This is a genomic window from Paenibacillus sp. FSL H7-0942, from assembly GCF_045040715.1.
Taxonomy (GTDB): domain Bacteria; phylum Bacillota; class Bacilli; order Paenibacillales; family Paenibacillaceae; genus Paenibacillus; species Paenibacillus amylolyticus.
This window is the reverse complement of record NZ_CP150279.1, coordinates 2,873,647-2,889,813: the sequence shown is the minus strand read 5'-3', so window position 1 is coordinate 2,889,813 and position 16,167 is coordinate 2,873,647. Positions and strand designations below refer to the sequence as shown.

Genomic DNA, 16,167 nt, shown 5'->3' with positions numbered 1-16,167 from the left:
TCAAGGCGATGTTGCCATCGCCCTAATGAAATCCCTGTTCTTTGTTGTCATACACATTAGATGTGATCTCTACTCTACTTATTTCATCGCTTTGTAAGCTTCTGTACGTTCATCCAAGATTGCTTGACCACCGCTCGCCATGTAGTCCTTCATCATGCTGTCATACGTAGCTTCAAAATCAGCGGGTTTGGAAATGGTTGTTTTCACGAAAAACTCCATAAACTTGTCTTTCAAGCCGTTACCGTAACGTGCTTCTGCGTCAATCGGTTTGGAGAAACGTACGGGTTGAATGGTGTCCGTGTTAGAGATCACTACCGACTTGCGCATATCATCCCGATACTTCGACTCTACCTGTACGACATAAGCCTCTTCATTTTTCTTGTCATCTCCAACGTATTTACCATTGACGATAATGGCAATGTCACCGGAATTATAGATACGACCTGCGATTTCAGGAGAAGCATCATCTTTGATCAGTGGAACTCCATCCACAAGTTCATAGTTCTCGTTTTCAACACCGAATTGCAGATCGAACAGGTTGTTGCCCGAAGCCATCCAATCCAGATACTTCATCGCGGCTTCCGCATTTTTGCTCGATTTCGGGATCATGACATACATCGCATTGGGTGCATATGCCGGTTTGGCGAATTTGCCCTCGGAGTTTTTGAATGCATCAATCGGTGTCATCACTGCACCAGGTTGATTGGTTTGCAGGTTTTTGTACGTACCGGAGATATAAATCTCCCCTGCATCCTCCGTGTAGAATCCAACTTTGCCGTTAGATACATCTTCCCACAGCTTTTTCTTGTCTTTGTCGAGTCCAAAGTCCTTGCTCATTAATCCTTCATTATAAAGTGTGTTCATATATTTCAGGGCTTCCTTGAAACCAGGCAACAACGTTGGATAGTCATTGGAACCCAGTTGTTGCGTTAATGTATACTTCTGTTCTTCCGTCAGCGGTTCAATGAATGACCAGATCAGTGGTTCATATTGAGCCGAGGCAATGGACATCCCCATCGGGATAAGTCCTGTGCCAACCTTACCCGGATCTTTTTCCTTAAAGGCCTTCAGTGTTGTATGCAGCTCCTCAGCTGTCTCAGGGGAAGGCAATCCGAGTGCATCCAGCCAGTCCTGACGAACATAGGATGCGTACTTGCCAAGTACAAGACGTTTACCTGGAACCGCGAACTGTTGTCCATCGTATTGACCGTAGGCCAGCGTTTCATCTCCCAGGAACTTCTTCAGGTTAGGACCACTTTGATTGATCAGATCCGTAAGTTCGGTCAGACCTCCTTGCTCTGCATACCGGTTGAATGTTCCCGAATCGTAGGTAAAGACGATATCAGGTACTTCAGAGCCACTCGCCATCAGAACGTTAAGTTTCTGTACTTCCTCCGAGCGTGGTACTGGAACAAACTGAACATCGATGTTGTTTGGATCACCAAACTTCTCTTGAATGAAGCGAGTCAGATAACTGTCCGAAATGGTGTAGCCCGCCGGTGTGTTTCCCCGATCGAAGATTTCTACTTTCAAAGTCGTTTTTTCCCCCGAGCTCGACTCTCCAGATGAAGATGTTGATTCGCTTCCTGATGAACATGCAGATAATAATAGAGTGAATGCTGTTACCACTGCGAGGATTGAACTTGCCTTGCGTGCCTTACGTCTTTGAAATAATCTCATTTGACCTTTCCCCTTTCGCACACTCTCTGAATGGATTCACATGATTGCCACTCCACTTTGTTCATCCCATTTTGTCGCACCTGTGAATGTCACTAATCATTACATACGATCTGATATTTAGACAATAAACTATTTTCAAAATGTGAAATTCACGTTTTTTACGTTAAATATCGCGATATATAAACATATTTCCTGACAATATACAATTTTCACACCTTTAATGTTAACTATAATAACATATTGTGTTGCATTCATTTTGATTTCTCATAGACAATCTGGCATCACCCATCTTGCAATAATCTTTTTTCCATTAAATCTCTCTTCAAAAAATGAAAAAGAGACCACATCTTATGTGATCTCCTTGTTTAGCAACACGTGTAGAACGATTCCACGACTAATTCCTCGGCGGAAGATTAAACTTCATTTGACCAAACAACGTATCGATGGCATTTCCCGCAAATTGATCGATGACATGTTCGTTGGTCATGTCCGTATGTTCCAAAATCAACACATTATACTTCTCATCATAATGCATTCCGCCCAAAATAAATCGTACTGGAATGTTCTGAGCTGCCCCTGCCTTCGAAATGGCCTGAATAAGTTCGGATTCATGCCTTTGTTGACTTGTCGTGTAGGTACCAACAGGTATAGTTATCGTATATGACGAGTCATCTACATGAAATGCAAATGTGTTGTTGCTTGCTGTAATGGTAACCCGCCTATTGATATCTACCGATCCCCACACTTGCTGTCCGTATGTATACATCATCTTCAACTCCTTCCCTATGAATTAATGGATTGTCATAATGCTAGTATAGGTCATTCGTAAAATTCCTTAACGCACCAGCTTAATGGGCCTAAGATCGTGGTTGAACATCCAAAAAATCTCCTGCAAAGGACGATAAGGGACGATACCTTATTGCCTCATACAGGAGATTTCATAGATATCTCTAGGATTATTGGATTTTACCCGATACGCGAATGTTCTAACACGTGCAATTCCGTTATTGATCCCCTTGTTTTCCACCCTGCTTGCGGTAGTCTCCTGGTGTCACGCCCATAATCCGTTTAAATACTCTGCCGAAGGAAATTGCATTGGCGTATCCCACTTGAAGAGCAATATCCTGAACAGCCATATCGGATGCAGACAACAGACGACAGGCCTTTTCGACCCTCAGTTTCACCAGAAAATCAACAAACTTCATCTCAAACTCTTCCTTGAACAGATAACTCGCATATTTGCCCGAGATCTGGAACCGATCACTCAGATGTTTCAGCGACAGATCCGGATCATCAAAATGCTCTTCAATATATATCCGCAGCTCGTTGATCATCGCGCGATGACTTTTCGTTTCATTTACAGATACATAATTGCGATAAACCTCTTTAAGCCACTCCTGCAAAATCTCTTGAATCCCCTCGAGTGTCTCCACCTGCTGGATATCACTGCGAAGACGAGTCAGGATTTCCTCGGCAAATTGGCTTTGCAACCGCTCAGACAGCTCCCCGAATTCACGGGACAACATCTGGATTAACGCCTGCAGCAACATGCGAATATCGTTATCTGTAATCTGATCTTCATTAAACGCAACAAACATCTGGTCCAGCTGCGTTCGCCAACCATCACCCGTAAGCCTGAATTCACGGACAAAGTCTGCGAGCATCTGCAAATACTTGTACGATTGCAGCTCAATACGATCCGGCAGTTGCTCACTGAGAACGATCGCATCTTTACCTAGGGTAAGTCTATGCTGCAAACCCGCATCTGCACTCACATAGGATCGAGTAATCTCCTCCCAGCCCGATACGGTTCGTCCAATCCCGAACGCAAACCGTAAGCGGAAGTTTTCCGCAATCCACATATGCATCTGCTTAGCCAGATCCATAAGTAATTCACGGTCCAGTCCTTCCTGCTCATCCGATGCAATCACTACAATAAGCCTGCGGTTCCCAAACCATTCAGCCCAACCGCCGAACTGGGTCTCATTCTGCACAAGTTCTTCCACTACGTTCATAAGCGCAATCTTCAGAATATTCTGATTGGTCGAGAGATCGTCACCATTCATCTCCGCAATGAGGACTGCAACACTCTTCGGTTCCATGAATCGTTCCTCTAGCGGTTGCAGATGGCGAAGTCGCTGACGGAACGAATCCATCCGCTCTCCTTCCATCAGATCCACAAGCAACTGTCTGCGATGAATCAGCAAGTTTTCATGATGTTGTTTCTCATAGTCAACCGTTTGAGCAATCAGATGTTCCAGCGCACGATCGATGAGTGCCAGTTCATCTTTAACGGATGGAGTTGCTTCATCCTCCTCGGCACGTGGCTGTAACGCCTGAATTCGATTCATGATCAGCTGAATGGGGCGTGTATTTCTGCGAGTAATGTAGATTAGTCCAGCCACCGCACCAACAATCGTTAATAAACCAATACCGATCCACACATAAGAAACAAGGGATACCCATGAATACAGCTGTCCGGATTGAATACCACTCTCAAAGACCAGACCAAGCTTGTCCGCAGTCACACGATTAAGGATTTCACCTGCTGAAGGGTCCATTTGATGCGCGGTATAGATCAGATTGTCGCTCTTATCCCGAACCTGAAGAACAGATAACTTTTCATTGGTCATGTTATCAATCTGCCGTTCCACTGCATACATGCGGATGGTAATGACGAGCAGTCCTTCCCCGCCCCACGGTAACGGAAGCCACTTATTCATGCTAATCACCTGTGAAGGTACGTCGAAGGAACGTTCCTTATAATCACGTGGCAGGTTCCAACCGAGGTACTCCCGATCTTTCAAGGCTTGCTCAATATAGGCACGATCTTCGAAATCTTCCAAACGCATCATGCCTCTGGGCGTAAGAATCTGGGAATCGGACATGCGATAGAGATAAATGGATTGAATCATATCCTGCTGATCCAGCATACTTCCCAGCCCACTTGCCGCATCATAGATGAACTGACTCGATAATTGTCCCTGGCCAGCTTCCAGAAAGCGACTATATGTTTTGTTTGCACCAATGTCTTCAAGCAACCGAAGTTCAATGTCGCTTAGTGAGCGCTCCAGTGTATCCACGATATAGCGGGTGGAGATCATGTCGGCTTTTTGTGTTTCGTTACGTGAGAGTTCGTTGACAATCAGGAAGGAGAGAAAGATCAGAATGGAAATCGTAAGCAGAAAAATAGGAAAATACGAATACATCAACTTGGTGTGCCAATTCCGCTTCAGATTTACTTTCATAGGCTCCAACTCCTTCCATCTCTATTCATTCTAATGAGTATGCTCTTCTCTGTTCTTTGGCCTGCCTGCTGACGATATACAGAATCACTGATCCTAGTGCCGCACTGATCGTGCAAGCCAGATACATCAGTGATGGACCGCCGGAATCGAGTAAATATCCGTTAAGCATATTACCAACAATTCCGCCCAGGCCAGCAAACACCATGTTAAATAAACTTTGTCCGGTGGCCTGCATTTCCCGCCCCGTAACCGATGCCACATATTCCACTGCTGCAATATAAAAGAATCCGAAGGATAACCCATGCAGCACCTGAACGCCAATCATGACCTCAGGCGTCGGCCATAGCCATTGTATCCCCCAACGTAACATATAGGCCCCCGCTGCAAGCAGCATCGTGCGTTCATGCCCCCATTTTCGGAGTATGAATGCCGCTGCCAACATGGATGGAACATTGGTAATCGACGCAAGCAACAACGCCGTACCTGTCATGGTTACAGAACCGCCAGCCATCTGAAATGAAATAACAAAAAAGGAGTTAAACGCAGTGAGCGTTTGGTTAACCAGGAAACAACCTGTTAGAAATAGAAGGAATGTCCGGTTTCGGAGCAATCTTGCCAAACCTACGGAGAAGGTTACCGAGGACGAGGATATGCTCGTCTGCCGGGGAAGTGTACTTGCCAGTATAGCGCTCAGAATGTTAAACAGAAGAAATGGCAGCCATAACATGTGAATGGAAAACTGGGAGAGATACATCCCTGCGGCAAATCCCCCAACTCCCGTTCCTATGCTGCCGAAGAGTCGGATCATGCCATATGAGGTGTTCGCGGCTCTCGCAGCTGTAACCGCATAGGAGTCAGCAACGGGTATTTGAGTCACTTGGAATATAGTGCATAAAGTATAAATCAATATTAATATAAAGTACACTTGAATATTGTAGAAATACGCTAACGATGCAGGAACAAGCAGGCTTATCACCAGTACGAACCGTGTCTTTTTAAAATTATCTACCAGAATTCCCCATATAGGTTGAAGGATAATAGATACAAGTGTGCCAAACGCCATAATAAATCCGGTTTCTTTACTGGAAAACCCTTGTGCTACCAATATGGGATTAATGTACGGGTTAAACATCCCCCCGGCAAGCCCCATAAACAGATATAGGCCCTGCAATTGGAGTAAAACATGTTTTGCATCCTTGGAATCGGCTTTTATTTTCTCTGTATAAGCCTTCATATGTCTACTTCTCATCCGGATCTCCATCCTTTATTTCTGTAGTTGCTTCGCCTATTCTCTATTTTTTTTAAGTGCGTGTCAGACTCGACTTGATTGCAGCCAATGCCCCGATTGCTCCTGCTTTGTTCCCCAGTTCAGCTACAGCTAAAAGTGTAGGCAGAACAGTGTAACGTTGGAGGCGTGTGCGCACTTCATTTAGATAATAGGATGGGTTGGATGCAGCCACGCCACCACCGATCACTATAATGGAAGGATTGAGTAAAGCCGTAATATTCGCCAGACCTCTCGCCATATAACGCATGGGTAGTTCCAGAATCTCCAGGGCAGCAAGATCTCCCGACTCCGCTGCTTTGAATACATGCCTGGCTTCAATCTGTTCCGCTTCCCCTCCTGCCAGACTCATGATCAGGGATAAGGAACTTCCCTTTCCAGTAGCAAAATAACGCCTCGCCTGTTCGGTAATTCCCGTACCTGAAGTCACTTGCTCAAATACGCCAAAGGAATCCGCATCCGCAACGTAACCGGTATAAAGCCCTTCGTCTCCTGCAATGAAATGCCCAATCTCACCTGCTGCTCCATTCTGGCCGCTATAGAGCTGTCCATTCAGGATAAGAGCAGATCCAATGCCTGTTCCAACCGTGACCATTACACAGTGTTGATGTCCCTGTGCTGCCCCTTGATCATATTCTCCCATTGCCGCCATATTCACATCATTATCCAACATGATATTCCCGCTGTAATACTTCGCAATAACAGGGCGAATATCTAGCTCAGGCCACTGAAAAGCCGGAGCATTTCGCAGTATTCCCTCCTCCTGTAGAACCACACCAGGGAATCCCATGCCTACACCGTTAAGTTGATCCAGACTGCATCCAACTTCGCGGCAGAATGTTTCCAATTCAACGAATAACCATCGGAAGAACTCATCCGGCTGATCACTGGCAAGCGTAGGCAAGATACGTTCATGAACTTCATTTCCAGCCTGTTGTGATGACAAGAGCATTAATGTTTTGGTGCCTCCAATGTCAATACCTGCAATCCAGCCGGATGGATCACCTCCAACCGTACCATTCTGATTGGTCTGATAATTAATGCTTACGTTTTTCACGGATTCTGTCATCCCTTTTCCCTCCTCACATGTTGTATATCCAATCTCTTATTCCATTGCCTGCTGAAGGTTCAGCATCGTTTGTTGTACGGCTACCTGCACTGCACCAGTGACAACAGCTTGCTCACCAAGCTTGGAACAGATTAACTGTGGTTGCACCGGGAATTGCTCAGAGATGATCTGCCTCAGTAAAGGCAATAACACATCACCGTTCCCTCCTACACCTCCGCCAAGCACAATGAGATCCGGAGCAAGCACAACGCTAATCTGACGCAGAGCTGAAGCAATCTTCTGGCTGTATTGTTGTAGAATGTCTAACGCCTCTACTTCTCCACTGCGCGCAGCTTCAAATAACTTCTCGGGAGTCAGGTGTCTGTGAAGAGCATCTGTACCCGAATCAGCAGCCTCCAATAATAGTTCATCATGCTGATCTAGATAATCTTTCGCCAGTTGCATCAGACCATCAGCGGACAGCACTTCCTCCAGACGTCGGCCATCGTCCACCAGCATCTCCGCGATCTCTCCAGTTAAGCCACCTAAACCTCGAAGCAGTTGGCCATGTACCATGATGCCAGCGCCTGTCCCTGTACCGATGGAGAAAAAAACAAACAAGGGATATCCTGCTGCTGCACCACTCCGATACTCCCCAAGGGCTGCAAGATTCACATCATTTTCCAGAATTACTTCACAGGGAAAAGCTCCTGACAACGACTCTAAAGAGAAAGCTTCTTCCAGACCCGCTAAAGGGTCCACAATACGATTGATACGCCCTGATTCAGGCAGCACTACGCCTGGTATACCGAACCCGATGCACTGAATCTGATCCCAGTTCAGATGATTCTCTTCAAGCAGTTCGTTCATATGGCTTCGAAGAAGTTCCAACATCGTCGCTTCCGCTCGCTCATAAGCTCCTTGAACAACCATGGGATATGTTCTATAGGCAATGATCTCTCCATTCAGATCGGATAATGCAACCCGAATACGTGTTGCCCCGATATCTATACCACAGACATAATAAGCCGTTTCGTTGAAACGAATGAGGGTTGCTTTTCGACCCTGAGCGTTGTCAGCTGGCCCCATTTCCCTCACCAGATTACGGTCAATCAGATGTTCGACTGCCAAAGATACTGTTGGTTTACTAAGTCCGGTCTGACGGCTGATTTCCGCTCTCGACATGGTTCCCTGAATTATGAGGGCATCCATAATGAGATTTTCATTCAGATTGCGGATATACTGCGGTGTGCCAGCCATGTTATCGCCTCCTCTTATAGTTAGTTAGCATTTTTCATAATTCGATTAAAGTCGCTCTCGGGTACAAAATATAGACGAATATCACCGTTTCGATCTATATCTTGCTGATTGTAAAACGCTCTTGGAAATTATGCTAAATGCTTAGTTAGTTAGGTTTATTAACAAATTGATTAAATTCAATATATCATCGTGTTTGGTAGGTGTACAGCTTTTTGTCATTGCACTCTTTTAGTAGAAAGTTTTACTAGAAAGAACCAACCTCCACCTGTAACACAGAAGCCCAATAAAGGAATTATTATACAATAATAGACGTTTATACATTTCCGAAACAGTGACACGCTCATAGAATACCTTATCACGATCAGGGAGGTTTTAATATGTATAGAAAACATCATAAATGTCATCATCCAAGACCAAAGTGTTTTTACAAAAAAATTACGAAAACTTGTGTTACCAAAGTTAAATATGTCCCTACAAAGTGTAAAAAACACTGTCATGTCACTGTTGAATATTGTGGAGTCAAAAAAAGAAGACATTACTAATACTCTTTTGCCCTTCTCTTCGGAGAAGGGTTCTTTCTTAATTGAACTAGATTAATATCGGATACCATTAACCTATCAAAAAAGTTGCGGTGATATTCACCGCAACTTTTTTCTTCCTTATATACATATATTCATCAAGTTTTAGAGAGTTCAATAAATCCTTCACCGAAAACATCACGCACGTCATGAATGGTGATAAAAGCAATCTCATCTTCTGCTCGGACAATCTTCTTCAGCATTGAAACTTCCTGTTTGCTAATCACAATGTATAGAATTTCTTTCTTATTTTTTGTGTAATAGCCATGACCGGACAGGACGGTTACTCCGCGATCCATCTTCTCAATGACTTGCTTCGCGATTTCATCCTGTTTGGAAGAGATAATCATGACTGCTTTTTTCGGATTGAGCCCTTCAATAATGAACTCCATTGTTTTGGTTCCAACAAACAGCAAGACAATTGTACACATTAATCCTTGCGGTCCAATGATGAAGTATGAGGAGAAAGCCACAATCAGATCGAAGAACAGAAGTCCGTAACTGATATTCCAATCCAGATATTTGTTGGCAAGTCGGGCCAAGATCACTGTTCCCGCCGTTGTGCCTCCTACTCTAACAATCAAGCCAATACCAAGACCGGCAAATAATCCAGCAAAAATGGTATTGATCCAGAGTTCATCCGATGCAATCGTCCAACTCTCCGTCAGATGCAGGAACAACGAATTGAATACCACTGCAATAATCGTATATACCGTAGTCGTTTTATCAAGAAACCGATATCCCACAATTAACAAAATACCGTTCAGGATCAAGTTCATCAGTCCAGGGGACCATTCAAACAGGTAATACAAAATAATCGTGATACCCGTGACGCCGCCTTCAGCCAAATCGTTCGGGATGACAAACAGGTTCACCGCCAGTGCAAACAGAAATGCACCTGCCATAATAAATAGGATATCCGTAATTCGTTTCTTCATTATGCATTCCATCCAATCCATCAGAAATCAACCTAATCGACCCGTCTCATAAGTTGTCATAATCACTCAAGGATAGATTTTACCATGCTCACAACAAAATTTGTATACATAATACAAATTGTTGCGTAATTTGTGCAAAGGAATTAGTAAAACCTGCTCTTCTGTCTTCTGCAGAGCTATTGAGCATCATACACCCATGACAAATGTCATGGTCCGTCATTGATATTCATCATTACAGAAGGCTGACGTTTATGACTTACTGTCATGTTCGGATTGTTTTACAATGATAAAAACGCTTCCTACAGGAAAGTCTAGCGGGAAACGCCAAGTTGTAGCTGATTACAGTTATAACGATTGAAGGAGGACACAATTTTATGAACAGATCAAAAGAAATGGCCTTAAAAAAAGAAGTTACCCCTTACGAAAAAAATGATCTCAGACTAAGTATCCGCCAGTTAATCAATACATTGCTCCCGCTCTTCTTGTTATGGGCTGCAGCTTACTTTAGCTTATCGGTTTCCTACTGGCTGACCTTCCCGATTGCCTTGGTGGCATCCGGATTTGTACTGCGGACCTTTATTATTTTCCATGACTGCTGCCATGGTTCATTCTTCAAGAGCAAACGCGCCAACGATATTCTCGGTACCATTACTGGTGTATTAACAGTGACACCCTATCAGCAGTGGAAAAACGAGCATTCTATCCATCACGCAACAAGCAGTAATCTTGACAAACGTGGTGTAGGTGATATCTGGGTTATGACGGTTGACGAATATAAAGCAGCTTCTCCTTGGGGTCGTCTCTTCTATCGGATTTATCGTAACCCGTTTGTATTGTTTTGTATCGGACCCATTTACGTGTTTCTGTTGGCTTACCGTTTTAACCGCAAAGGTGCTAGACGTAAAGAACGTATCAATACACACCTGACTACCGTATTGATCGTAGTGCTCTATGCATTCATGTCCTGGTTAGTCGGATGGCAGGCTTTTGTAATGGTGCAGGCACCTATCTTCTTCTTCTCCGGTTTCTTTGGTATCTGGCTGTTCTACGTTCAACATCAGTTCGAAGAGACGTATTTTGAACATGAAGATGAGTGGAGTTATGTAAAAGCAGCTGTTGAAGGCAGTTCTTATTACAAATTGCCAAAATTATTGCAATGGATCAGTGGTAATATCGGGTTTCACCATGTGCATCACTTGAGCCCACGTGTACCTAACTATTTCTTGGAAGAAGCACATAACGCAACACCACCTTTGCAAAAAGCAACGACTATTACACTACGTTCCAGTCTGGTTGCCCTGCGCTTCCGTCTGTGGGATGAAGATTCTAAACAGTTTATTAGCTTCAGACAGCTCAAAAAGCTATCCCGCAAGCCGTATGTTCAACCGCCTATCCGAGTAACCAATCCAGCGGGTCTGACAGAGAAGCCTTAACTCTGTCGGATTCGTTTTCTTGTGTTCAAGCCATAGTCATGCTACAGTCATGCTAAAGTTGAGTACAAGTTTGAGGAGGAGAATTCCATTCAAAAGTGGATGCAAAATTTTTATAAAAAAACAGGGTTGAACCTTTATGTATGGCTCGCCTTTTTCATCCTACCATTCTATTTTATATCGCAATATTCTAAATTATGGACGATGGTAACCGGCATCATCATTATCCTCGTTTTCTTCGTCTGTTACCTGCTCGCCTTCATCACCAAGGGCTGGCAGGTGTACATGTGGATTGGAATGCTTATTGCCATATCCATTACGATGACGATCGCCTATGATTATGCGTATTTCTCATTGTTTCTTGCTTTCTTTATTGGGAATATTAAAAATAAAGCCGGTTTCTTCACCCTCTACTCGGTGAACCTGGGAGCCAGTTTCGTAACCATTAATTACGGTTTCATTAATCAGAGTTCTCTGTTGGTGAGCCAACTCCCGTTTGTATTCATCAGCTTAATGGCCTCCATCCTGCTCCCAATCAGTACGTATAACAAAAACAAAACTGAACATTTGGAAGGCCAATTGGAGAATGCGAACAAGCGACTTGATGATCTCGTAAAAATGGAAGAACGCCAGCGTATCGCTCGTGACCTGCACGATACACTTGGACAGAAGCTCTCTTTGATCGGTCTGAAAACCGATCTGGCGAGACGGCTGCTCCGCAATAATCCCGATCAGGCCGAGATTGAATTGAACGACCTCAGACAAACGGCAAGTACAGCTCTGAAGGAAGTCCGGGAAATGGTCACCACTATGCGTGGTACACAATTGGTCGATGAACTGTTCCGGGCGGAGCAGATTCTGAAGGCCGCTTCGATTGAATTTGTGCTGGAAGGTAATCCGAAGTTACAGGATACGTCACAATTGAATGAAAATGTGCTCGGTATGTGCTTGAAAGAAGCTGTCACGAATGTCGTCAAACACAGTCAGGCAACAACCTGTACTATCATCATTAAGGAAACACTAGCGGATAATGTAGTAACCGTTCAAGATAACGGTGTTGGAATAGAACGAACTCGCAAACAGGATCGGCGCGGAACAGGAATTTTGGGCATGAAGGAACGACTTGAATTTGTGAACGGATGTCTGGATATTCCCTCTGCGACAGACATCCCGGGTACAGCGATCATTATTCATGTTCCGAAACTCGTTCGCAAACCGATAAAGGAGGCAGAATCATGATTAGAATTGTAATCGCGGAAGATCAGCGCATGATGCTCGGCGCCTTGTCCTCCCTCCTCAATCTGGAGGAAGATATGGAAGTCGTCGGACGTGCCAGCAACGGCCAGGAAGCCCTTGCCCTTGTCCAAGAGCTCGCACCAGACATCTGTCTGATGGATATAGAAATGCCTGTAAAAAGCGGCCTTGAAGCCGCAGAAGAACTCAAAGGAATGAGCTGTAAGGTCATTATCCTGACCACTTTTGCCCGGACCGGATATTTCGAACGTGCCCTAAAGGGCGGTGTCCGTGGTTACCTGCTCAAAGACAGTCCAATTGAAGAACTTGCCGAGTCGATCCGCCAAGTTATGAATGGCAGACGTATCTTCGCTCCCGACTTGGTAGATGAAGCTTATGTAGAAGAAAACCCACTGACAGAACGGGAGAACGCTGTACTAGGCCTCATGGCAGATGGGAAAAACACCAAGGAAATCGCCGGGCATCTGTTCATTACAACGGGAACGGTGCGTAACTACATCTCCATTATTCTCAACAAGTTAAATGCCAGTAACCGCATTGAGGCCATCACTCGCTCCAAGGAAAAAGGGTGGTTCAAATGAAAGTACCGCTTTAACCCATTGAAACAAAAATAAGCATGTACCCCGGCTGCATAAGCTGCGATAACATGCTCAAAATAAAAAGCTTGGCCCAGCACTTCCTGGGCCAAGCTTTTTTAGGTGTATCGTAACAATCCCACACTCATCTCTTCTACATAGCAGAATATCCGTAAAACACTCAAGATTTATTTCACAGATACAACCATGCCAAGAGCTTCTAATGGCACTTGATCGGTCTTAAACTGATGAATTTGGTTACCGTCCTGCCATGAGATCGTTACAAGAACAGACTGTCCACCACTTGGATATTCAACCTTGATATACCCTTTATCTTTAGGTACAGGCAAGGTATGTAACTCCAGGTACTCCACCATTTTTTTCGCTATGCCCGGATTATTCATTTCATCTTCGGATACCGAACGAATTTCCAGCGTCCATCTACCTTCTTGCCAAGTCAGATATTGACTGCCTGCGGCACCTTCACTCATGCCTTTGATGCCATGTCCCAGATCCACAGCCATATCTGCTGGAATATCTTTCAGGTCCGTCTCAGGGAATATTTCTGGCTGATCCGGGTCCTTATAGGTCTTCACTTCATAGGAAGCCAGTACAGGTATCTTACTGTCGGATGCAGTTAAAGATTGATCATTAATGGCAACAGACTGAGTGGTAGCGTAGAAGTTTACCTTAAATGCATCCGCAGTATTGGACAGTATTGCCGCCCCCAAAGATGTACCCTTGTCCAATGTGAATGAAGTGGGTAACGCTGCATCCTTCATCTTCAACTGGTTGCGAACTTGCTTGATCACATCATTCACACCTGAATGACCAGTGGCAACTTGGTTGTCATTTGCCTTCGATCCTGATGTGTCTACATTATCTGTTGTGCCCGTATTCTCTTTGGTTCCTGTTTCATTTTCATTAGAGAAATCAGCACCACCGCTGCCGGTCTCGGTCTGCTCCCCCACTGTTGTTGTTGGTGAAGAGCTATTCTCTGATGATGCTGCATTTGAATCCGGTCCGCCACATCCTGCCAGAGCAAGTAAAACGGCTGTCGTTACTGGAATCATGATCCATAATGGCTGTTTCTTCATGATGTGTACCTCCTTCGTTGTAGCCAATCTAAAAATTCAAAAGATTAACGCTTGTCGTTCCAGAAGTTAACCGGCTGTACTTTTTTGCTTAATACTTCAAAACGATACCCTTCTGCCTTCAATGTTTTCAATACTTGCGGTAATACTTTCAGCGTTGCTTCCTGGTCGTGCATAAGCACAACAGGTGTTGTTCCGCTCTTTTGCACATTGTGGATCTGCTTCATTACACTGTTATAGACTTTCTGGTGATCCTTCTTGTATTTCCAATCTTCCGAGTCGACATTCCAATCCCATAGATGGAATCCACCCTGGCCCAGAAGTACACTACGGAACGCAGGCTTGAGGTATGGTTTACTACCGTATGGCGTCCGCACGAGACTTGTTTTAACTCCGGCAACCTTGTTCAGACTTGCATTGGCCTGTTGCATTTCTTTCAATCCGCTATATGCAGATTTATAGAATTTGCCTGGAACGTGAGTCACACCATGCAGACCCAATCCATGCCCGTCAGCTACGATACGTTTGGTAGCCTTCTGAAATTGCTCCATTTGAGGTCCCAGCATGAAAAACGTTGCCTTCGCATGATATTGATCCAGAATATCCAGTAACTGACCCGTATGAGCAGTTGGCCCATCATCAAACGTCAGGTATATGATTTTGGAATTTGCTTTGCTTGCACCATCCTTGGATGCAGCTGATTTGGCAGATACCGACTGCGGCAATAATAGTGGAATGATTAATAAAATAGCAAGTGTGACCATGATAGATTTACGAATATGTAGCATAATTAAAAGTCTCCCTTGTGTGTTAAATTTCCCCGGGTGTCCATGTTTTTCTACCTTCATCCCTTGGCGATTAATCCTAATACTATCAAAGATAGTGGCTCCTGTTCTCGCTCCAAAGGCTACGGTAGAGTTACACTTTTGTCAGATAAACCTAAAATTTAATACGAATTTGATAGATTTGCGCAAAATAAGATCCCGTCAGGATAGATCAATTGTGACATATCCTCTATTACCCACATTCAGAATTTTGATAGACCTTTCCTCCAATTCAAGTAAATCTATACAATCATTAAATATCGTTGCATGCAAAAAAACCTGCACAAGTGCAGGCTTCTTTGTCTTCAATCAGCATATGGCATCAAACCATCATCCCTTGCAAGGGGATTGCCCCCATTGCTTTCAGGATCATTACCTCATGCTGTATGTAAATGGTGTTTTGACGCTGGAATCTTCTCGACTCCCAACATGCATTTATTCAGCAGGAGCAGTGAACGAACGTTTGCCAAACTCGGCATCCAGCATGTAGAAGGCATTGCTGTCTTTTTCAATGCGGCGCAGCTTCTGAATAATATTGTCAAACAAAGCTTCCTCTTCAACCTGCTCATCAATGAACCATTTCAGGAAATACATCGTTGCATGTTCACGTTCATTCAGAGCGATGTCAGCCAGATTGTAGAATTTTTTCGTGTTTTGCTGTTCATGAGCATAACCATGCTCAAACACATCCAGCATCGAAGCATATTCATTCTTCGGTTCTGGCAAAGCCTCAAGTGTGGCACGTTGCCCACGATCATTCAGGAATTTGTATATTTTCATGCCATGGAATCGCTCTTCTTCCGCTTGCACGATGAAGAAGTTCGCAAATCCATCCAGACTTTTGCTGGAACAATAGGCTGCCATAGCCAGATATACATGAGCGGAATAAAACTCAAAGTTCATCTGTTCATTTAAAGATTCTGTTAACGTTTGGCTCATAATCAAAACACCTC

At 44.2% G+C, this 16,167-nt stretch carries 13 protein-coding genes; 3 read left to right on the top strand and 10 right to left on the bottom strand.

Annotated features, from left to right (window positions below; genetic code table 11):
• Positions 1-78: 78 nt before the first annotated feature.
• The 7 genes from MHI48_RS13135 to MHI48_RS13105 form a co-directional block, all read right to left on the bottom strand.
• Complete coding sequence (locus MHI48_RS13135; RefSeq protein ID WP_405144229.1) at positions 79-1,680, bottom strand: extracellular solute-binding protein; 1,602 nt, start codon at positions 1,678-1,680, stop codon at positions 79-81.
• A 394-nt stretch (positions 1,681-2,074) separates the two neighbouring features.
• Positions 2,075-2,449, bottom strand: a complete 375-nt coding sequence (locus MHI48_RS13130; protein WP_405144227.1) for a hypothetical protein — start codon at positions 2,447-2,449, stop codon at positions 2,075-2,077.
• Between the two features lie 235 nt (positions 2,450-2,684).
• Positions 2,685-4,928 carry a helix-turn-helix domain-containing protein gene (locus MHI48_RS13125; RefSeq protein WP_405144225.1) on the bottom strand — a complete coding sequence of 748 codons (2,244 nt, stop codon included), beginning with the start codon at positions 4,926-4,928 and terminating at the stop codon, positions 2,685-2,687.
• Positions 4,929-4,953: 25 nt separating this feature from the next.
• Positions 4,954-6,177 (bottom strand): MFS transporter, encoded by a 1,224-nt coding sequence (locus MHI48_RS13120; RefSeq protein WP_405144223.1) that lies wholly within the window; start codon positions 6,175-6,177, stop codon positions 4,954-4,956.
• A 52-nt stretch (positions 6,178-6,229) separates the two neighbouring features.
• Positions 6,230-7,282 (bottom strand): ROK family protein, encoded by a 1,053-nt coding sequence (locus tag MHI48_RS13115; RefSeq protein WP_340020162.1) that lies wholly within the window; start codon positions 7,280-7,282, stop codon positions 6,230-6,232.
• A gap of 36 nt (positions 7,283-7,318) precedes the next feature.
• Positions 7,319-8,521 carry an ROK family transcriptional regulator gene (locus MHI48_RS13110; protein WP_405144220.1) on the bottom strand — a complete coding sequence of 401 codons (1,203 nt, stop codon included), beginning with the start codon at positions 8,519-8,521 and terminating at the stop codon, positions 7,319-7,321.
• A 676-nt stretch (positions 8,522-9,197) separates the two neighbouring features.
• Positions 9,198-10,037, bottom strand: coding sequence for a YitT family protein (locus MHI48_RS13105; protein ID WP_017688839.1), 840 nt, complete (start codon positions 10,035-10,037; stop codon positions 9,198-9,200).
• A gap of 374 nt (positions 10,038-10,411) precedes the next feature.
• On the opposite strand from MHI48_RS13105, the gene MHI48_RS13100 reads away from it, so the two are divergent.
• The 3 genes from MHI48_RS13100 to MHI48_RS13090 all read left to right on the top strand — a co-directional run bounded on the left by MHI48_RS13100 (position 10,412) and on the right by MHI48_RS13090 (position 13,302).
• Positions 10,412-11,470 (top strand): fatty acid desaturase, encoded by a 1,059-nt coding sequence (locus MHI48_RS13100; protein WP_076249560.1) that lies wholly within the window; start codon positions 10,412-10,414, stop codon positions 11,468-11,470.
• Positions 11,471-11,569: 99 nt separating this feature from the next.
• The gene (locus MHI48_RS13095; RefSeq protein ID WP_179088624.1) at positions 11,570-12,706 is read left to right on the top strand and encodes a sensor histidine kinase; all 1,137 of its coding nucleotides are present in this window, start codon (positions 11,570-11,572) and stop codon (positions 12,704-12,706) included.
• Positions 12,703-13,302 (top strand): response regulator transcription factor, encoded by a 600-nt coding sequence (locus MHI48_RS13090; RefSeq protein WP_036608692.1) that lies wholly within the window; start codon positions 12,703-12,705, stop codon positions 13,300-13,302. Before MHI48_RS13095 ends, MHI48_RS13090 begins: the two co-directional genes overlap by 4 nt.
• A gap of 182 nt (positions 13,303-13,484) precedes the next feature.
• Here the strand turns inward: MHI48_RS13090 and MHI48_RS13085 are convergent, their stop codons facing one another.
• From MHI48_RS13085 to MHI48_RS13075, 3 genes are all read right to left on the bottom strand, one after another.
• Complete coding sequence (locus MHI48_RS13085) at positions 13,485-14,393, bottom strand: hypothetical protein (protein WP_051449717.1); 909 nt, start codon at positions 14,391-14,393, stop codon at positions 13,485-13,487.
• A 44-nt stretch (positions 14,394-14,437) separates the two neighbouring features.
• Positions 14,438-15,178 (bottom strand): polysaccharide deacetylase family protein, encoded by a 741-nt coding sequence (locus MHI48_RS13080; RefSeq protein WP_036608702.1) that lies wholly within the window; start codon positions 15,176-15,178, stop codon positions 14,438-14,440.
• Positions 15,179-15,649: 471 nt separating this feature from the next.
• Complete coding sequence (locus MHI48_RS13075; protein WP_036608705.1) at positions 15,650-16,153, bottom strand: ferritin; 504 nt, start codon at positions 16,151-16,153, stop codon at positions 15,650-15,652.
• Positions 16,154-16,167 lie beyond the last annotated feature (14 nt).